This window comes from Dyella sp. SG562, from assembly GCF_011759495.1.
Lineage (GTDB): Bacteria > Pseudomonadota > Gammaproteobacteria > Xanthomonadales > Rhodanobacteraceae > Dyella_D > Dyella_D marensis.
The window spans coordinates 1-16,678 of record NZ_JAAOYS010000015.1; the positions used below are offsets into that span (position 1 = coordinate 1).

A 16,678-nucleotide genomic window follows, 5' to 3' on the forward strand; every position below is an offset into this window, starting at 1 on the left:
GCGTGAACTCAATGAACGGCCACGCAAGACGCTGGGCTTCTTGACTCCGGTCGAGAAGCTGCGGGAAGTTGTTGCATCGATCGGTTGAAACCGCCGGCCCAAAGAGAAAGTAACCAAAGAGAAATGGCCTCAAGTCAAAGGCTCGCGACGCGACTAGAAGGAGCGGTGGGCGGCTGCGGTAACCGGATTAACCTGGGTCTACACGAAACACCAGTGCGGTTTCGTAACGCGTCCTTCAACGTGCCGTGGCCGAGAGGATGTTCAGGGACTGAGGCCAGTTTCTGCTCTTCGTTCCTGTATGCGACATCACTGCACTTCTCCCTCTCCCCTCCGGGGAGAGGGTCGGGGTGAGGGGCCGGGCGGAGCGTGACGCTCGAATAACCTCAAGCCCCGCGCGGCACAAACCTCAGCGCCACTGAATTCATGCAGTAACGAAGGCCGGTTGGGCGCGGCCCATCTGTAAACACATGGCCGAGATGGCTATCGCATCCGGCGCAATTCACCTTGGTGCGTACCATGCCGAGGCTGTAGTCGTTGCTCTCGATGATGTTCGCCTTGGCGATCGGTTGCCAGAAGCTTGGCCAGCCGGTGCCGGAGTCGAACTTGGTGGAGGCGTCGAACAATGCCGTGTCGCAGCCGGGGCAGCGGAACAGGCCTTTGGCGTGCAGGTTCCAATATTGGCCGCTGAAGGGGCGTTCGGTGGCTTCGCGGCGCATCACGTCGAAGGCGTCGGCGGAGAGGCGTTGGCGCCATTGCGTGTCGGTGAGCACCAGCTTCTGTACGTGGCAGGGGCCGAGGTGGCGGCCGTCGGTGTCGGCGAAGCATTCGAGCAGGAGGTCTTTGCCGGTGGCGGTGGGCGCGGCGGAGGCGGTGGCGATGGGAGAGGGGCCGCGGGGCCAGAGCAGGGTGCCGAGGGCGGCGGCGCCGCCGCCGAGCGCCAGGAGGCGGAGGAAGGAGCGGCGCTGGTCGTTTTGCAGTTGGCGGATCGTGCGGGTGCTCATGGGGAACCTCGACGGGGGGATCGAAGCGATCAACCGAAAGTGAAGGCGTAGGCGCGTACGTTCGGATCGAGGAACTCGATCTCGAACTGGCGCTCGCCGGTGCCTTGTGCCTGGCGCACCAGCTGGTACAGGCGCTGCGTGGTGACGGTGCCGTTGCCGCCGGCGTCGGTGTCCATGCCGTGGTCGGCGCCGGGGGCCTGGCCGTCGATGCGCACGCGGAAGCGTACGGGCTTGCCGTCGGCGCCGGGGCTCAGCACCAGGTGCAGGTCGCGGCCGCGGAAGCGGTAGACGATGCGGCCGCCGGCCGCGGCGAGCTGCGCGTCTTCGGAGGCTACGGTCCAGTCGCCGCCGAACGACCATTGATTGGCGCGCAGCGTGGCGGGCACGCGGTAGGTCTCGCGGTCGTTGCGGATCAGCGGGCCGCCGACGAAGTTCTGCGCGCGCGCATAGCCCACGTAGGTTTCCGGCGAGCGGTCGGCGGCTTTCGAATCGGCGGCTTCGGCGCCCTTGGCATCGGGCTGCACATAGCCGGTGGGCAAGTCTTTCTGGCCCGCTTCGGTAAGCAGCTGGCGGATCACGTCCTCGCTTTGCGCATAGCCGCCTTCGCCGAAATGGTGGTGGCGGATGCGGCCCTGCGTGTCGATGAAGTAATGCGCGGGCCAGTAGCGGTTGTTGAAGCCCTGCCAGATCGCGTAGTCGTTATCCAGCGCGACCGGATAATCCACGCCCAGGTCCTTCACCGCGCGCTGCACATTGCCCAGGTCTTTCTCGAAGGCGAACTCCGGCGCGTGCACGCCGAGTATCACCAGGCCGTGGTCCTTGTACTTGTCGGCCCAGGCGCGCACGTAGGGCAGGGCGCGGATGCAGTTGATGCAGGAGTAGGTCCAGAAATCCACCAGCACCACCTTGCCGCGCAGCGAGGCCGTGGTGAGCGGCGCGCTGTTGATCCAGGCGGTGGCGCCGGCCAGCGAAGGCAGTTCGCCTTCCACCGGCAGCGCTTCGCCGGCCTTGCGTTCCGGCTGCGGCGCGGGCGGCGGCGTCACGGCGTCGACCAGCTTCTGCTCGATGCCGCCGGTGCTCGCCAGCGACACGCGGGTAAGCACGCCGGTATCCAGCCCCAGCCCGATCGCCGCCACGCCGGCCAGCACCAGCACGCCGAGCACGCGCCGCACCCATTCGCCTGCGCCGAGCGAGCGCTTCATCAGCGCGAACACCTTGCCGCCGACCAGCAGCGCCAGCGCCAGCGACGTGGCCGCGCCGGCCGAATAGGTGAGCAGCAGCAGGGTGGTCTGCACGCTGGCGCCGTTGAGCGCGGCGCCGGTGAGCAGCAGGCCCAGGATCGGACCGGCGCACGGCGCCCACAGCAGGCCGGTGGCGACGCCCAGGCCGGCGGCGGACAGCGCCGAGCCTTCGTCGCGGTCCGCGCGCTGCGTCAGGCGGTTGCCCAGCGCCACGAACGGGCGCGCGATCCATTCGGCCACGCGCGGCGACAGCAAGGTGAGGCCCAGCACCGCCAGCACCACCAGGGCCACCCAGCGCCCGTACTGGTTGGCGCGCACCGCCCAGCCGCCGCCGACCGCGGCCAGCGTGGCGACCAGGGCGAAGGTCAGCGCCATGCCCAGCAGCATCGGCAGGCCGTTGCGCAGGAACGGCCGGTCGGCGCGGGCGAACACGAAGGGCAGCACCGGCAGGATGCACGGGCTGAGGATGGTCAGCACGCCGCCGAGATAGGCCAGGATGAGCACGAGCATGGAAGGAAGTCCGCAAGCAGGTTGATGGGCTATTCGGAATGGAACGCGGGGGAGTTACCTCGCAGGGAGATTTTTCACTGCGGGTAACCCTGCGCAGGCTTCGCGCGAATAACGGCGGAACCCCCAGCCGCGAGCCGGCCATGCATGCGAGCTTGACCGCGGACGGCGCCTTGGGTCTAGATGGCGTATTCCGCCGTCCGGATCCACGCGCCGCCTTGTCCGCTACCCCCGCCAGCGCCCAGCAGGAAGCCGACCAGCGCCGCGCCGCGTGGATGGCGGCCGCGCAGGCCGGCGACCGCCGCGCCTACGAGCGCGTGCTGGCCGATTCGCTGCCGCTGATCCGCGCCGCCGCGCGGCGGCAGGGCGTGGCTACCGACAACATCGACGACGTGGTGCAGGAAACCCTGCTCACCGTGCACCGGGTGCGCCACACCTACGATCCGTCGCGTTCGTACGACGCCTGGATCACCGCCATCGCCTCGCGCCGCGCCATCGATGCGCTGCGCAGCCACGGCCGCCGCGACCGCCGCGAACTGCACGACGAGCAGTTGCTCGACATGCAGACCGACCACGCCGACGCCGCGCGCGACACCGAACGCGAGCAGGAGGCACGGCGCCTGCGCGCGGCCATCGCCACCTTGCCGCCGGGCCAGCGCGAGGCGGTGGAACAGCTGGCCCTGCGCGAACGCTCGCTGGCCGAGGCGGCCGAGCACACCGGCCGCAATGCCGGCGCGCTGAAGGTCAACCTGCATCGCGCGCTGAAGGCGCTGCGCAACCGCTTCCACGGAGACTCCTGAGCACCATGTCCGAACCGAGCAACCACCACCGCCTGATCGACGCGCTCGGCGCCGAGCTGGTGCCGGTGCGCCGCCTGCCGCCGCCGTGGCGGCGCGCGGCCGGGTGGCTGCTGGTGGTGGCGGCCATCGCGGCGGTGCTGTTCGCGCATTACGGCAGCGGCGGCATGCTGCGCCGCTGGGCGGGCGCGCCGGACCTGGCCTGGGCCGGCGTCGGCGCGGTGCTGACCGCGGTCACCGCCGCCTGGGCCGCGTTCGCGCTCGGCGTGCCGGGGCGCAGCGCGCGCTGGGCCTGGCTGCCGGTGGCGCCGGCGCTGCTATGGGTGGGCGCCAGCGGACTGGGCTGCCTGCGCGACTGGATCGCGCCGGGCACCGTGGTGGCCGGGCCGCATCAGCCGATCGGCTGCCTGCAATTCATCATCGCCTTCTCGGTGCCGCTGTCGGCGCTGCTGATCTGGCTGCTGCGCCGCGCCTGCCCGCTGCGGCCGGTGCTCACCGCCGTACTGATCGGGCTGGCCAGCGCGGCGGCCTCCGCCAGCCTGCTGGAGATCTGCCACGAGTTCGACGCGGCGGCCTCGGATCTGCTCACCCATGCGCTGGCCGTGGTGGCGGTGATCGCCGTCAATGCGGCGATGGGCGGGCGCCTGCTGCGTTCGCGCTGAGTTTTTCTTCACGCGGATCGTCAGGTTCGCGAAAGACGCAGAAACTTTCGTTTCTCTGGTGCGTCGCAACGCTGAATGCGCCAGGCGTTCGGCCGCCATTCCGCCGCATCGGGGCGAGCAGAACGCGAAAGCCCATTGCAGCGGTGTTCGCGCCGGTGGCTGTCGCGGCCATGTTGCTTTGCTCCGGATCGAACCCCGCTCTGCGCATCGCAACACGCCGTGCGCAGACACGCCGCGAGACGGTATTGACGCTGAACAGCGCGGTTTTTTTTCGCGAAGCTCGTGTGAGCCGTCGAGCTAGGCTAGCCCGCGTCGGCGGCGCTGGAGGGGGCGCTGCCGCGGCGTCTCGCGCGGGGCCGTTGTGCACCGACCCGCCACAGACGCAGCGAGCCCGCCGCCGGTCGATGCCGGCAGCGGTACCGCCGGGGCGGCCCGGGAGGGGGTCGCCCCGGCTCTTTCGACAGCAGTTGAGTTGAGCGACATCTTCAAAAGTTTTGGGGAAGCGCGGTTCGCGCCGCACGACATTCACCGACTTAAGGAGTACGCATCCATGAAAGTTTCCCGTTACGCCGTCCTCGGTCTTTCTCTCGCACTCGCTGTCGGCATCGGCCAGGCCAGCGCGCAGGAAACCACCCCCGCGTCGTCTTCGTCCTCGGCGATGAAGTCCGACATGCATATGAAGAAAGACTCCATGAAGTCCAACGACATGAAGTCCAACGACTCGATGAGCTCCGGCGATTCGATGAAGTCCGACGCCGCGGCCAAGCCGCATCACAAGAAGGGCCATAAAAAAGCGGCCGAACCGGCTGCGGCCAGCAGCTCGCATTGATAAATCGTTCGCACTGATCGAACCGCAGCGTCTTCAATCACGGCCTCCGCTGGCAACAGCGGGGGCCGTCGTGTTTTCCATGGTGTAATACGCGGGTTTCGCTTTGCGGAGAAACGCCATGGCTCCCTCCTTCGTCGCGCGGCTCGGCATCGAGCATCCGCTGATCCAGGCGCCGATGTCCGGCTCCACCACGCCGGCCCTGGCCGCCGCGGTGTCCAATGCGGGCGCGCTGGGTTCGCTGGGCGCGGGTTATCTGGAACCGCAGGCCATCCTCGACCAGGCCGACGAAGTGCGCACGCTCAGCGACAAGCCGTTCGGGCTCAACCTGTTCGTGCTGCCGGAAAGCTTCGAGGTGGACATGGCGGCGGTCGATCATGCGCGCCGCGCGCTCGACGCCTTGATGGAGCGCGAAGGCCTGGCCGTGCGCACCGCGATTCCCGCGCGCTGGGCGCCATCCTTCCACGACCAGTTCGCCGCGCTGTGCGAGGCGCGCCCCGCGGTGGCCAGCTTCGCCTTCGACCTGCTCAGCGTGGCGCAGGTGCGCCAGCTCAAGCAGCTCGGCATCGTGGTGGTGGGCACCGCCACCACGGTGGACGAGGCGCGCGCCTGGGAAGAACGCGGCGCCGACGCGGTGAGCCTGCAGAGCGCGGAAGCCGGCGGCCATCGCGGCACGTTCCTGCACGACGCGCAGGACGGCATGATCGGCCTGTTCGCCCTGCTGCCGCTGGCCCGGCGCGCGGTGAAGATCCCGCTGATCGCCGCGGGCGGCATCATGGACGGACGCGGCATGCTCGCCGCCGAAGTGCTGGGTGCCGCCGCCAGCCAGCTCGGCACCGCCTTCCTGGCCTGCCCGGAATGCGGCGCGGCGGAGGGCTGGAAGCGCGACCTGCCGGCCTCGGCCGAGCACGAGGTCACCACCATCACTACCTTTTCCGGCCGCGCCGCGCGCGGTCTGCGCAACACGTACGTAAAGGCCATGGCAGGCATCGCGGCCGGCCTGCCGGCTTATCCGGTGACCAACGCGCTGACCTCGCCGCTGCGCAAGGCGGCGGTCGCCGCCGGGCGCGCCGACCTCACCAACGAATGGTGCGGGCAGGGTGCCGGGCTGTCGCGCGCCATGCCGGCCGCGGAACTGGTCGCCGTGCTGATGGACGAGTACGCCCAGGCGCGGCGTGCCTTCGACTAGGGCAAACCCCAGGCTTGACGCGGCTTCCCGGGCAGGGCGGTATACTGCGCCCGCGCCTCCGCCCAATGCGTGGGGCGCGCCGATCCGCATCGAGGGCACGCCCACTTGAGTCAGACTTCCCAGCGCAACAAGGCGGCCGACACCGCCACCCTCCGCAAGCACGTCATCGACGCGCTTGAAGAACTGAAAGCCAAGGACATCCGCGAAATCGACGTCCGCGGCAAAACCTCCATCGCCGACCTGCTGGTCATCGCCTCCGGCACTTCCGCGCGCCACGTCAAATCCATTGCCGACGAAGTGGTCAAGTTCGCCAAGAAGGCGGGCGTGATGCCGATCGGCGTGGAAGGCGAGCAGGAAGCCGAATGGGTCCTGGTGGACCTGGGCGACGTGATCGTCCACGTGATGCTGCCGCGCATCCGCGAGTTCTACGGCCTCGAGCGGCTGTGGACCGTGGGCGACCGCGAGCAGGACAGCCAGGCCGTCGGCGCGGGCTGAGCGCCCGCGCCAGGTTGGCTCCGCGCGGCACCGGCGACGGTGCGCGCCATAGCTTCGTCACCTCTTTTTTCCCGATGGTCTTCCGCTTATGCGCGCCCGCCTGATCGCCGTCGGCGAACGCATGCCCGCCTGGGTCGCCGAGGGCTTCGCCGAATACCGCAAGCGCCTTTCGCACGAGCTGCCGCTGGAGCTGGTCGAGCTCAAGCCCGGTGTGCGCGGCAAGGGGCGCGACGACGCGCGCGCGATCCAGGACGAAGGCGCCGCCATCCTCGCGGCGCTGCCGCGCGACATCCACGTGATTGCGCTGGACGGGCGCGGCAAGACCTGGTCCAGCGAGGAACTCGCCGCCCAGCTGGCGAAGTGGCGCATGTCCGGCCGCGATCTCGCATTCCTGATCGGCGGGCCGGACGGCCATGCGCCGGAGGTGCTGGCGCGTGCGGACCAGAGCTGGTCGCTCGGTCCGCTCACCTTGCCGCACATGCTGGTGCGGCTGGTGCTGGCGGAACAGCTGTATCGCGCCACCACCTTGCTGGCTGGGCATCCCTACCACCGCGCCTGACCGTGCTGTTCGAGCGTGCGGCCTTGCTATGCTCGCCGCACTTTTCCCGCGGCGGGTCATTCCATGTCCATCATCGTGCGGCAGGCCACCATCCATGATCTCGACGTTGTCGCGCCGCTGTTCGACGCGTATCGCCAGTTCTATGCGCAGCCGGCCGATCTCGCGCTGTCGCGCCGCTTCCTGGCCGAGCGTTTCCAGCATGCGGAGTCGGTGATCCTGCTGGCCTTGAATGAAGCGGACGGCGAGGGCGTGGGCTTTACCCAGCTCTATCCGCTGTTTTCCTCGGTGCGCGCCACGCGCCGCTATCTGCTCAACGATCTGTTCGTCACGCCCGCCAGGCGCCGCTTCGGCGTGGCCGCCGCGCTGCTGCACGCGGCCACCGCGCATGCGCGCGCGATGGGCGTGTCCGGCATGTCGCTGTCCACCGCCAACGACAATGTGGCGGCGCAGCGCTTGTACGAATCGATGGGCTGGGAGCTGGAGCAGGGCTTCCGCGAGTACCACCTCACGCTGTGAAAGGAACCCCGATGCTTTATCTCGCCTCGCAATCGCCGCGCCGCCGCCAGCTGCTGGAGCAGATCGGCGTGGCCTTCACGCCGGTGGATGTGGACGTGCCGGAACGCCGCGCGCCCGGCGAATCGCCGCTGGACTACGTCAGCCGCGTCGCGCGCGACAAGGCGCAGGCGGGCCGCGCGGGGCTGCCGCAGGATGCGCTGGTACTGAGCGCGGACACCGAAGTGGTGCTCGACGACGAAGTCTTCGGCAAGCCCGCCAACGCCGCCGACGCCGGCGCCATGCTGCGCCGCCTGTCCGGCCGCACGCACGAAACCATCTCGGTGGTGTGGGCCGTGCAGGGCGAGCGCGCGGAAAGCGCCACCAGCATTTCCCGCGTGCGCTTCGCCGCGCTCAGCGACGAAGACATCGCCGCCTACGTCGCCAGCGGCGAACCGTTCGGCCGCGCCGGCGCGTATGCGATCCAGGGCCTGGGCGCCACGCTGATCGAGCATCTGGAAGGCAGCTACACCGGCGTGATGGGCCTGCCGGTGTTCGAGACCGCGCGCCTGCTGCGGCATTTCGGCGTGGCGTAGGTTGGGGTGAGCCGCAGGCGAACCCCAACATCGCCACATTCGAGCGCGACGCAACGTTGGGGTTCGCCTTCGGCTCACCCCAACCTACGATTACGACCCGGTCACCAGGAACCATGACACCACCGCCAGCGCGTTATTGACGCCATGCGCCAGCACCGCCGGCCACACCGAACCCGAAGCCAGCCGCAGCCACGCCAGCACCATGCCCAGCACCAGCAGGTTGGGCAGGGCGTACCAGAGGAAGCCGAGGTCCGGCAGGTGCACGCAGGCGAACAGCGCGGCGGTGATGAACATCGCCACGCCCGGCGGTGCGTAGCGCAGCGCTGACGAAAACAGCACGCCGCGGAACAGCAGTTCTTCCACCAGCGGACCCACCGTCACCACCAGCAGGGCCAGCGGAAAGCGCAGCAGGGGCGAGGCGGCGGCACCGAGCTGCTTGATGTCCTGGCTCACTTCGTGGCCCTGCGCGAACCACTGCGTGAGCAGGCCGCCGAGAAACGGCAGCATCAGGCCGAGCGCGAAGGCCAGCGCGTAATAGCCGGGCTGCGCGGGCGCGGCGAAGCCGAAGCCGGGCGGCGCCGGCAGCGGCCATAGCGCGGGCCAGCGGCGGCGCGCCAGCAGCAGGGTCACGCTGGCGGTGATCAGCAGGGTGAGGATCACCATCAGCGCGTTGACGTCCGGCTGCACCAGCCACTGCTGGATTTGCGCCAGCGCCTCGCCATGGCGGAAGCCGTGCAGCAGGCCGACGGTCAGCCCGACCAGCAGCCCCACCACCGCGCCCACCAGGTATTGCAGCAGGAAGTACAGCGCGATCAGGCCCAGCGCGGCCCACAGGCTGGGCGCGGCCGGCGTTGCGGCGGGCGTGAAGGCGGAGTCGAGGCGGGGAGCTTCCATCGGGTTCATCCTGTGCGGGTGGCGTGGCTGCAAGCCCGAAGTCCAGGCCTGGCCCTTCCCCATCTCCCTGACCGTTGCCGACGCGCCCACGCTAATCGCCGCCGCCGCGGCCGCGCAATCCTGCCCTTCGTCATGGTCGCTGCGGATACGGCCTGTATAGTGGCGAGGTTCATACGGAGGAAGCAGGCGTCCAGGCGCCGACCCATGTTCGCATTCGATTGGCTGGCCGACCCCACTGCCTGGGCCGGTCTCCTCACCCTGGTGGTGCTGGAGATCGTGCTGGGTATCGACAACCTCGTGTTCATCGCGATCCTGGCCGACAAGCTGCCGCCGCAGCAGCGCGACCGGGCGCGCCTGATGGGCCTGGGCCTGGCGCTGGCGATGCGGCTGGTGCTGCTGGGCGCGATGTCCTGGCTGGTCAAGCTGACCGAGCCGATCGTCTCCTGGCAGAGCTTCACGCTGTCGTGGCGCGACATCATCCTGCTGGTCGGCGGCCTGTTCCTGCTGTTCAAGGCCACGCTGGAATTGCACGAGCGCCTCGAGGGCGGCGAAGGCCACGAAGGCGGCAACCGCGCGCATGCCCGCTTCTGGCTGGTGGTGACGCAGATCGTGGTGCTGGACGCGGTGTTCTCGCTGGACTCGGTGATCACCGCGGTCGGCATGGTCGACCAGCTGTCGGTGATGATGATCGCGGTGATCGTGGCGATGATCCTGATGATCAGCGCCAGCAAGCCGCTCACCGCCTTCGTCAACGCGCGGCCGACGGTGGTGATCCTGTGCCTGTCCTTCCTGCTGATGATCGGCTTCAGCCTGGTCGCGGAAGGCTTGGGCTTCCACATTCCGAAGGGCTATCTGTACGCCGCGATCGGCTTCTCGATCATGATCGAGGTGTTCAACCAGACCATGCGGCGCAACCGCCGGCGCGCGCTGTTCAGCAGCCCGCGCAAGCTGCGCGACCGTACCGCGCGCGCGGTGCTGCGCCTGCTCGGCGCCGGCGGCGAGGAAGAGGAAGACGTGCCCAAGGCCGCCGATGCGGCGGCCGATGCAGGCATGGGCGTGTTCGGCAAGGACGAGCTGGCGATGGTGCGCGGCGTGCTCGACCTGGCGCATCGTCCGGTGCGCTCGATCATGACCCCGCGCACCGAGATCAACTGGGTCGATCCGCGCGAAAGCGCCGAGACGCTGCGCGCGGAACTGACCGCGTCCTCGCATGCGTGGCTGCCGGTGGCGGGCGACGACCTCGACCAGCTGGTCGGCGTGGCCTCCGCGCGCGACCTGCTGGCCAGCCTGCTGGAACATGGCCGCATCGAGGCCGAACAGGTGGTGCGCAAGCCGCTCACGGTGCTGGAGTCGCTCAGCGTGCTGCGCCTGATCGACGCCTTCCGCCACTCGCCGCTACAGGTGGCCCTGGTGGTGGACGAATACGGCAGCGTGCTCGGCCTGGTCACGCCCACCGACGTGCTGGAAACCATCGCCGGCGAATTCCCCGGCGGGGACAGCGGCGACCCTTCCGCCATGCAGGAAACCAGCGGCGCCTGGCTGCTGGACGGCAGCCTGGACCTGCGCCGCGCCGAGCATCTGCTGGACCGCACGCTCAGCGGCGACGGCAGCTTCTCCACCCTGGCCGGCTACGTGCTGCAGCAGCTGGGCCGGCTGCCGCGCGAAGGCGACAGCCTGGACAGCGAAGGGCTGCGTTTCGACGTGGTGGCGATGGACGGCGCGCGCATCGAGCGGTTGCGCGTGACGCCTGCGGACTGAGGCTCAGCCCAGCAGCAGCGCCTTGCCCAGGCCGATCGCGCCCATTCCCAGCACGGCCAGCAGGCCGACCGCCGCCACGATGAAGCCGCCTTCGCGCCTGGCCGGATCGCGCAGATAGCCCACCGCATACCACACACGCCCGAGCACCCACACCAGCCCGGCGATGCCGCTCCACAGCGGCGCGCCGTAGGTGGCGGCCAGCCACAGCGCGGGCAGGAACATCAGGGTCGATTCCAGCGTATTCATCTGCACGCGGAAGGCGCGCTCGAACAGCGGATGCCCGCTGGTGGCGGGCGCCTTCACGCCGTACAGCGCACGGGCGCGGCCCACGGCGTAGGCGGTGCCGCACTGGAGCAGCACGGTAAGCAGGACGACCACGGCAGGGAGGTGCTGGAACATGGATTCCTCGAAACGGCTCGGCGCAGGTTGGGGTGAGCATAGCGAACCCCAACATCACATCACCGCTGACCGCACCGGTTGTTGGGGTTATCACCCCAACCTACGTGGCGTGGGCGCGCCCATGGGGTTATCGTCCGCGGCGAGCCCACGGCAGACAAGGCACTCACATGGATTGGCAGAAAGGCGAACGCAGTCAGAACGTCGACGTCGACAGCGGCGGTGGTGGCGGCCCGCGCTTCGGCGGCGGGCGTGGCTTAGGTATAGGCGGCATCGTGATCCTGGCCATCCTCGGCATGGTGTTCTTCAAGGACCCCACCGCCCTGCTCAGCCAGGTGGACCAGGGCGGCGGCCAGGTCGCCGCGCCCAGCGGGCAGCCGGCGCAGGTGGATCCGCAGCAGAAGGACTTCGTCAGCGCGATCCTCGGTTCCACCGAGAAGACCTGGGGCGACATCTTCGCCGCCAACGGCAAGCAGTACACGCAGCCGCGGCTGGTGCTGTTCAACGGCGGCGTGAACACCGCCTGCGGCGCGGCATCCACCGCGGTGGGCCCGTTCTACTGCCCCGGCGACCAGAAGGTGTACCTGGACCTGGCCTTCTTCCAGGAACTGCAGGACCGCTTCCACGCCGCCGGCGACTTCGCCCGCGCCTATGTGATCGCGCACGAAGTCGGCCACCACGTGCAGAACCTGCTGGGCGTGTTCGACCGCGCCGAGCAGGCGCGCCGGCAGGGCGCGCGCATGGAAGGCGCGGACGGCCTGTCGGTGCGCCAGGAACTGCAGGCCGACTGCTTCGCCGGCGTGTGGGCGTATCACAGCCAGGAACGCCTGCACTGGCTGCAGGCGGGCGATATCGAATCGGCGCTCAACGCGGCCAGCAAGATCGGCGACGACGCCCTGCAGCAGCAGGCGCGCGGCCGCGTGGTGCCGGACTCCTTCACCCACGGCACCTCGGCCCAGCGCGTGAAGTGGTTCCGCACCGGTTTCGAGAGCGGCAAGGTCGGCGCCTGCAACACCTTCGCCGGCGAGCCCTGAAGGCTGGGAGCGAGCCGTAGGTTGGGGTGAGCCGAAGGCGAACCCCAACAGACCCCGCAGGCGATCGCAGCGTTGGGGTTCGCTGGCGCTCACCCCAACCTACGTCATATTCCCCCAGGCCAGCAGGCCCGTGCACAATCCCGCCGCCGCGCGCCAGGGGGTGCGCTTCGGTCAACCGCGATGAGCCATCCGTGCCAGCGCTGCGGCGCCTGCTGTGCCCACTTCCGCGTGGCTTTCCACTGGTCCGAGGCCGAGTCCTTCATGGGCGGCGCGGTGCCGTCCGAACTGACCGAGCAGATCGACCCGCACCGCCTGGCCATGCGCGGCACCCAGGCGCGCCAGCCGCATTGCGTGGCGCTGCAGGGCGCGGTGGGCGAAGCGGTGCATTGCGGTATCTACACGCAGCGGCCGTCGGTGTGCCGGGAGGTGATTCCGGCGTGGGAGTTCGGCACGCCCAGCGCGCAGTGCGACAAGGCACGGGCGGCGTATGGGCTGGCGCCGCTGACGCTGGCGGACTGGGCGGAGCCGCGGACGGCATGAGCCGGCGCGGCGCACTGACGATTCAATGCGCCGTGTTATCGAACGCCAGCGCGAACTGCTTCAGCTCACCCTCGTTGAGGTCCGACACCGCCAGGAAGCGCATGCCGCCCTGGCGCCAGTCGATCGCCGTATAGCCGTGCCGCTGCGCGATCGACTGCGGTGTATCCGCGCCGTCCGCCGGCCACTGGTACAGGTTGATCGCGTGCATGCGGCGGCGATAGACCAGGGCCGCCACGCTGCGTCCGCCGATCGCATCCAGCCGTCCGCCGGCCAGCGGGAAGCCTTCACCGGCCAGTTCCTTCACCCGCGGCGCGAAATCCAGCTTGCCCTCGAACCAGGGCTTGACCGTGTGCTGGTCGGTGGAGACCACGTCCATCAGGTGCTGCGGCTGCAGCGAGCGCAGATGGCCGGAGATTGCCTCGTCGACCAGCGCGGCCGGCGCCGCACCGGGCCGCGCCAGCCACAGCCAGGCCGGCGCCGACAGCAGCAGGGCGCCGGCAAAGCCGGCCGCGGCAGCCATGGCCAGCGGGCGGCGGCGTGGCGAGGCGGCAACCGCGGGCGGCGCCTCCCACTGGCGCCGCAGCGCCTCCGGCGCGCGGCGGTACAGCTCGGGCTGGGCCAGCGCCTTGCGCAGGCGCTCGTGCTCGCGCTGCGCGGCGGCACAGGCGGGGCAGGCGGCGACGTGGCGTTCCACGTCCACGCTTTGCGCGGCGTCCAGTTCGTCGTCGAGATAAGCGTGCAGCAGCAGGCGCGACTCATCGCAGGTCATGGCGGCGCCCCTCTTTCGGTCGATGCGTGAGTTCTTCGCGCAGTTTCTCGCGCGCCCGCGCCAGCCGCGACATCACCGTGCCCATCTTGTGGCCGGTGATGGCGGCGATTTCCTTGTACGAACACTCTTCCAACTCCCGCAGCACCAGCACCTCGCGCCAGGTTTCCGGCAGGCGCGCCAGCGCTTCCTGCAGGGCGCCCACGTCCACCGCCAGCAGGGCCACGCTTTCCGGCGACGGGCCGGGGTCGACCAGCGGATGGTGGTCGTCGTCCAGCGGATCGCGCGCCAGCTCCGGCGCGTGCCTGGCGCGCAGCGTGTAGAAGGTGTTGCGCACGATCGCCAGCAGCCACACCCGCGCATCGGTGCCGTGGAAGCTGCCGAAATAGCGCAGCGCCCGCACCATCGCTTCCTGCACCACGTCTTGCGCATCGGCGTCGTTGCGGGTCAGCCAGTGGGCGAGGTTGTAGGCGGCGTCCAGGTACGGCAGCACCAGGGCCTGGAAGCGCGCGTTGGCGGCGGCTTCGGCGCGGTGCGGCGGCAGGGGCGCATCGGTGGTCATGGGGGCTTATACCTGGCTGCGCGCGACTTTATTCCCGTCGCGGAAAAGCGGGAATAGGCCGCCCGTGCCGCCGGTATTGCGAATCGCCGGGGTCGTGTCGATGCCGGCCACCAGGCCAGCCGGCCGTCCATTCGGAGCGCACCATGCAAGATCACGACGACAAACAAGACGACCAGGCGGTGCACGGCCGCCGCCAGTTCCTGCAATGCATGGCCTGGGCCGGGGCCGGCACCTTGTGGCTGATGAAGGGCGGGGTGCTGCAGGCGCATGCCCTGGACGGCCTGGCCGGCGGCGAGGCGGCCGATGCCAGCTTCAGCTTCGTGCAGATCAGCGATTCGCATATCGGCTTCCACAAGGAACCGAACCCCGACGTGGCCGCCACGCTGCGCGCCTCGCTGGCCAAGATCAACGCACGCTCGACCAAGCCGGATTTCCTGCTGCATACCGGCGACCTCACCCACCTGTCCAAGCCGGAGGAATTCGACACGCTGTCCGGCCTGATGCAGGAAGCGAAGGCGCCGCACACCTTCTACGTGCCCGGCGAGCACGACGTGATCGGCGACAACGGCGCGGAATTCTTCCGCCGCTTCGGCCAGCACCAGCAGTCCGGCGGCTGGTACAGCTTCGACCACCGCGGCGTGCATTTCGTCGGGCTGATCAATGTGCTGAACCTCAAGGCCGGCGGCTTCGGTTCGCTGGGCGCGGACCAGCTGGCATGGCTGAAGCAAGACCTGGCCGGGCTGTCGGCGGAAACGCCGGTGGTGGTGTTCGCGCACATGCCGATGTGGACGGTGTATCCGCAATGGGGCTGGGGCACCGACGACAGCGCCGAAGCCATGGCTTACCTGCGCCGCTTCGGTTCGGTCAGCGTGCTCAACGGGCATATCCACCAGATCCAGCAGAAGGTGGAAGGCAAGATCACCTTCTACACCGCGCGCTCCACCGCGTATCCGCAACCGGCACCGGGCAAGGCCGACGCACCGGGGCCGTTGAAAGACATCGCGCCCGGCTCGCTGCAGACATACCTGGGCGTGCGCGAGGTGAGCCACGTGCGCGGCAAGCAGGCGCTGGCGGTGACCGAGGAGGTGCTGGCATGAGCGGCGCGCGCGCATGGTGGCGGGCCCTGGCATTGGGCGTGGCGGCGCTGGGCGCGGGTTCCGCGGCTGCCGCCGGCAAGCCGGCACAGGCCAAGGTCGAGATCAAGCATTTCGCCTTCGTGCCGGAAGCGCTGACGGTGAGCGCGGGCACGCGCGTGGTGTGGACCAACCGCGACGACGAGCCGCACATCGTGGTCAGCGCCGGCAACCGCTTCGCCTCGTCGAAGGCGATGGATACCGACGAGACCTATGCGACGGTGTTCGACAAGCCCGGCACCTACGCCTACTTCTGCTCGATCCACCCGCACATGGTGGGCACCATCATCGTGCGCTGAAGCGGTAGATATCCATCGCCAGGAAGCCCAGGTCGATACCCGCGTCGATGCGTTCGGCGCGGGCATCGGCACCGGCGGCGCCGAGCGCCAGGAACAGCGGCTGCAGGTGTTCGTCGGTGGGATGCGCGCGTTCGGCGAACGGTGCCTGGCGGCGGTAGTCGAGCAGGGCGTCGACGTCGCCGGTGGCGAGCTTTTCTTCGATCCAGCCGATGAACGGGCGCACGTAAGGCGCTTCGTTGTCTTCGCTGAAACCGGCGCGGAAATCGTGCAGGTTGTGGGTGATGCTGCCGGAGCCGATCACCAGCACGCCTTCTTCGCGCAGCGGCGCCAGCGCGCGGCCGACCTCGTACTGGTGGCGCGGCCCCAGCTGCGGCTGGATCGACAGCGGCACCACCGGGATATCGGCCTTCGGATAGAGCAGGCGCAGCGGCACCCAGGCGCCGTGGTCCAGGCCCTCGCGCGGGTCGAGCATGGAGGGCAGGCCGGCGCGGTCCAGCAGCTCCACCGCGCGCGCGGCCAGCGCCGGATCGCCCGGCGCGGGGTAGCGCAGTTCGTATAGTTCGCGCGGGAAGCCATGGAAGTCGTGCACGGTTTCCGGCCGCGCCGCGCCGCCCACGGTGGGCTGGCGCGCCAGCCAGTGGGCGGAGGCGATCACGATGGCGCGCGGGCGCGGCATGGCCTGGGCCAGCTCGGCCAGGCGCTCGCCGACCTGGCCCGGATGCAGGGCGGTCATCGGCGAGCCGTGGGAGATGTAGAGGCTGGGGAGGGCGGTCATGGGGACGGTCTCTGGGGGACCGTCCTAGAGTATGGGCGCTGTCGGCAGGCGGTAGCCGTGCCGATTCGGACTAAGCGTTGCTCAAGTGAAACGATGGGCAGCCAAGGCTGTTCGAGCTAAATCTATGGGCAACCAAGGCTGCCCATGTGAAACGAT

20 protein-coding genes are annotated in these 16,678 nt (G+C 69.4%); 13 read left to right on the plus strand and 7 right to left on the minus strand.

Translation table 11 applies throughout. From position 1 onward, the window contains the following. Window positions 1-383: 383 nt before the first annotated feature. Together msrB and FHW84_RS20745 are read right to left on the minus strand one after the other, a co-directional pair. Window positions 384-1,001, minus strand: a complete 618-nt coding sequence (gene msrB, locus FHW84_RS20740) for a peptide-methionine (R)-S-oxide reductase MsrB (protein WP_167257961.1) — start codon at window positions 999-1,001, stop codon at window positions 384-386. A gap of 29 nt (window positions 1,002-1,030) precedes the next feature. After that, window positions 1,031-2,752 carry a cytochrome c biogenesis protein DipZ gene (locus FHW84_RS20745; RefSeq protein ID WP_167257963.1) on the minus strand — a complete coding sequence of 574 codons (1,722 nt, stop codon included), beginning with the start codon at window positions 2,750-2,752 and terminating at the stop codon, window positions 1,031-1,033. Window positions 2,753-2,892: 140 nt separating this feature from the next. Here FHW84_RS20745 and FHW84_RS20750 point away from each other — a divergent pair, with 140 nt between their 5' ends. The 8 genes from FHW84_RS20750 (at window position 2,893) to FHW84_RS20785 (ending at window position 8,365) form a co-directional block, all read left to right on the plus strand. Further along, window positions 2,893-3,549 carry a sigma-70 family RNA polymerase sigma factor gene (locus FHW84_RS20750; protein WP_167257965.1) on the plus strand — a complete coding sequence of 219 codons (657 nt, stop codon included), beginning with the start codon at window positions 2,893-2,895 and terminating at the stop codon, window positions 3,547-3,549. 5 nt (window positions 3,550-3,554) lie between these two features. Beyond that, window positions 3,555-4,208 carry an NrsF family protein gene (locus FHW84_RS20755; protein ID WP_167257967.1) on the plus strand — a complete coding sequence of 218 codons (654 nt, stop codon included), beginning with the start codon at window positions 3,555-3,557 and terminating at the stop codon, window positions 4,206-4,208. Window positions 4,209-4,758: 550 nt separating this feature from the next. Further along, window positions 4,759-5,037 (plus strand): hypothetical protein, encoded by a 279-nt coding sequence (locus FHW84_RS20760; protein ID WP_167257969.1) that lies wholly within the window; start codon window positions 4,759-4,761, stop codon window positions 5,035-5,037. Between the two features lie 118 nt (window positions 5,038-5,155). Next, window positions 5,156-6,223, plus strand: a complete 1,068-nt coding sequence (locus FHW84_RS20765) for a nitronate monooxygenase (protein ID WP_167257971.1) — start codon at window positions 5,156-5,158, stop codon at window positions 6,221-6,223. 105 nt (window positions 6,224-6,328) lie between these two features. Beyond that, the gene (gene rsfS, locus FHW84_RS20770; RefSeq protein ID WP_167257973.1) at window positions 6,329-6,718 is read left to right on the plus strand and encodes a ribosome silencing factor; all 390 of its coding nucleotides are present in this window, start codon (window positions 6,329-6,331) and stop codon (window positions 6,716-6,718) included. A gap of 88 nt (window positions 6,719-6,806) precedes the next feature. Continuing rightward, window positions 6,807-7,277, plus strand: coding sequence for a 23S rRNA (pseudouridine(1915)-N(3))-methyltransferase RlmH (gene rlmH / locus FHW84_RS20775; protein WP_167257975.1), 471 nt, complete (start codon window positions 6,807-6,809; stop codon window positions 7,275-7,277). 63 nt (window positions 7,278-7,340) lie between these two features. Then, window positions 7,341-7,793, plus strand: a complete 453-nt coding sequence (locus tag FHW84_RS20780; protein WP_167257977.1) for a GNAT family N-acetyltransferase — start codon at window positions 7,341-7,343, stop codon at window positions 7,791-7,793. 11 nt (window positions 7,794-7,804) lie between these two features. Beyond that, on the plus strand, window positions 7,805-8,365 hold the full coding sequence (locus tag FHW84_RS20785; RefSeq protein ID WP_167257979.1) for a Maf family protein: 561 nt from the start codon (window positions 7,805-7,807) through the stop codon (window positions 8,363-8,365). 90 nt (window positions 8,366-8,455) lie between these two features. On the opposite strand, the gene FHW84_RS20790 is transcribed toward FHW84_RS20785, so the two are convergent. Continuing rightward, on the minus strand, window positions 8,456-9,259 hold the full coding sequence (locus FHW84_RS20790) for a type II CAAX endopeptidase family protein (RefSeq protein WP_243868225.1): 804 nt from the start codon (window positions 9,257-9,259) through the stop codon (window positions 8,456-8,458). A gap of 204 nt (window positions 9,260-9,463) precedes the next feature. On the opposite strand from FHW84_RS20790, the gene FHW84_RS20795 reads away from it, so the two are divergent. Beyond that, window positions 9,464-11,017, plus strand: a complete 1,554-nt coding sequence (locus FHW84_RS20795; protein WP_167257983.1) for a TerC family protein — start codon at window positions 9,464-9,466, stop codon at window positions 11,015-11,017. A 3-nt stretch (window positions 11,018-11,020) separates the two neighbouring features. On the opposite strand, the gene FHW84_RS20800 is transcribed toward FHW84_RS20795, so the two are convergent. Next, window positions 11,021-11,416, minus strand: coding sequence for an MAPEG family protein (locus FHW84_RS20800; protein ID WP_167257985.1), 396 nt, complete (start codon window positions 11,414-11,416; stop codon window positions 11,021-11,023). Window positions 11,417-11,583: 167 nt separating this feature from the next. On the opposite strand from FHW84_RS20800, the gene FHW84_RS20805 reads away from it, so the two are divergent. Together FHW84_RS20805 and FHW84_RS20810 are read left to right on the plus strand one after the other, a co-directional pair. Further along, on the plus strand, window positions 11,584-12,447 hold the full coding sequence (locus tag FHW84_RS20805; protein WP_167257987.1) for a neutral zinc metallopeptidase: 864 nt from the start codon (window positions 11,584-11,586) through the stop codon (window positions 12,445-12,447). Window positions 12,448-12,627: 180 nt separating this feature from the next. Next, window positions 12,628-12,987, plus strand: coding sequence for a YkgJ family cysteine cluster protein (locus FHW84_RS20810; RefSeq protein ID WP_167257988.1), 360 nt, complete (start codon window positions 12,628-12,630; stop codon window positions 12,985-12,987). A 22-nt stretch (window positions 12,988-13,009) separates the two neighbouring features. Here the strand turns inward: FHW84_RS20810 and FHW84_RS20815 are convergent, their stop codons facing one another. Beyond that, window positions 13,010-13,756, minus strand: a complete 747-nt coding sequence (locus tag FHW84_RS20815) for a zf-HC2 domain-containing protein (protein WP_167257990.1) — start codon at window positions 13,754-13,756, stop codon at window positions 13,010-13,012. Then, on the minus strand, window positions 13,743-14,315 hold the full coding sequence (locus tag FHW84_RS20820) for a sigma-70 family RNA polymerase sigma factor (protein WP_167257992.1): 573 nt from the start codon (window positions 14,313-14,315) through the stop codon (window positions 13,743-13,745). The genes FHW84_RS20815 and FHW84_RS20820 overlap by 14 nt, the downstream gene beginning before the upstream one ends. Window positions 14,316-14,458: 143 nt before the next feature. Here FHW84_RS20820 and FHW84_RS20825 point away from each other — a divergent pair, with 143 nt between their 5' ends. Both FHW84_RS20825 and FHW84_RS20830 read left to right on the plus strand, forming a co-directional pair. Then, window positions 14,459-15,412, plus strand: a complete 954-nt coding sequence (locus tag FHW84_RS20825; protein WP_167257994.1) for a metallophosphoesterase — start codon at window positions 14,459-14,461, stop codon at window positions 15,410-15,412. Beyond that, complete coding sequence (locus FHW84_RS20830; protein WP_167257996.1) at window positions 15,409-15,747, plus strand: cupredoxin domain-containing protein; 339 nt, start codon at window positions 15,409-15,411, stop codon at window positions 15,745-15,747. Before FHW84_RS20825 ends, FHW84_RS20830 begins: the two co-directional genes overlap by 4 nt. Here FHW84_RS20830 and FHW84_RS20835 read toward each other — a convergent pair. Beyond that, a complete protein-coding gene (locus tag FHW84_RS20835; protein ID WP_167257998.1) occupies window positions 15,734-16,522 on the minus strand; it encodes a class III extradiol ring-cleavage dioxygenase in 789 nt (262 codons plus the stop codon). The genes FHW84_RS20830 and FHW84_RS20835 overlap by 14 nt on opposite strands. Window positions 16,523-16,678 lie beyond the last annotated feature (156 nt).

Bases quoted from the DNA above. Each gene is read 5' to 3' on its own strand.
- FHW84_RS20790 (WP_243868225.1), bottom strand. From the start codon at position 9,259: ATGGAAGCTCCCCGCCTCGACTCCGCCTTCACGCCCGCCGCAACGCCG.
- rlmH (WP_167257975.1), top strand. From the start codon at position 6,807: ATGCGCGCCCGCCTGATCGCCGTCGGCGAACGCATGCCCGCCTGGGTC.
- FHW84_RS20820 (WP_167257992.1), bottom strand. From the start codon at position 14,315: ATGACCACCGATGCGCCCCTGCCGCCGCACCGCGCCGAAGCCGCCGCC.
- FHW84_RS20810 (WP_167257988.1), top strand. From the start codon at position 12,628: ATGAGCCATCCGTGCCAGCGCTGCGGCGCCTGCTGTGCCCACTTCCGC.
- FHW84_RS20815 (WP_167257990.1), bottom strand. From the start codon at position 13,756: ATGACCTGCGATGAGTCGCGCCTGCTGCTGCACGCTTATCTCGACGAC.
- FHW84_RS20800 (WP_167257985.1), bottom strand. From the start codon at position 11,416: ATGTTCCAGCACCTCCCTGCCGTGGTCGTCCTGCTTACCGTGCTGCTC.
- FHW84_RS20745 (WP_167257963.1), bottom strand. From the start codon at position 2,752: ATGCTCGTGCTCATCCTGGCCTATCTCGGCGGCGTGCTGACCATCCTC.
- FHW84_RS20765 (WP_167257971.1), top strand. From the start codon at position 5,156: ATGGCTCCCTCCTTCGTCGCGCGGCTCGGCATCGAGCATCCGCTGATC.
- FHW84_RS20825 (WP_167257994.1), top strand. From the start codon at position 14,459: ATGCAAGATCACGACGACAAACAAGACGACCAGGCGGTGCACGGCCGC.
- FHW84_RS20780 (WP_167257977.1), top strand. From the start codon at position 7,341: ATGTCCATCATCGTGCGGCAGGCCACCATCCATGATCTCGACGTTGTC.
- FHW84_RS20750 (WP_167257965.1), top strand. From the start codon at position 2,893: ATGCATGCGAGCTTGACCGCGGACGGCGCCTTGGGTCTAGATGGCGTA.
- FHW84_RS20830 (WP_167257996.1), top strand. From the start codon at position 15,409: ATGAGCGGCGCGCGCGCATGGTGGCGGGCCCTGGCATTGGGCGTGGCG.
- FHW84_RS20785 (WP_167257979.1), top strand. From the start codon at position 7,805: ATGCTTTATCTCGCCTCGCAATCGCCGCGCCGCCGCCAGCTGCTGGAG.
- msrB (WP_167257961.1), bottom strand. From the start codon at position 1,001: ATGAGCACCCGCACGATCCGCCAACTGCAAAACGACCAGCGCCGCTCC.
- FHW84_RS20755 (WP_167257967.1), top strand. From the start codon at position 3,555: ATGTCCGAACCGAGCAACCACCACCGCCTGATCGACGCGCTCGGCGCC.
- FHW84_RS20795 (WP_167257983.1), top strand. From the start codon at position 9,464: ATGTTCGCATTCGATTGGCTGGCCGACCCCACTGCCTGGGCCGGTCTC.
- FHW84_RS20760 (WP_167257969.1), top strand. From the start codon at position 4,759: ATGAAAGTTTCCCGTTACGCCGTCCTCGGTCTTTCTCTCGCACTCGCT.
- FHW84_RS20835 (WP_167257998.1), bottom strand. From the start codon at position 16,522: ATGACCGCCCTCCCCAGCCTCTACATCTCCCACGGCTCGCCGATGACC.
- FHW84_RS20805 (WP_167257987.1), top strand. From the start codon at position 11,584: ATGGATTGGCAGAAAGGCGAACGCAGTCAGAACGTCGACGTCGACAGC.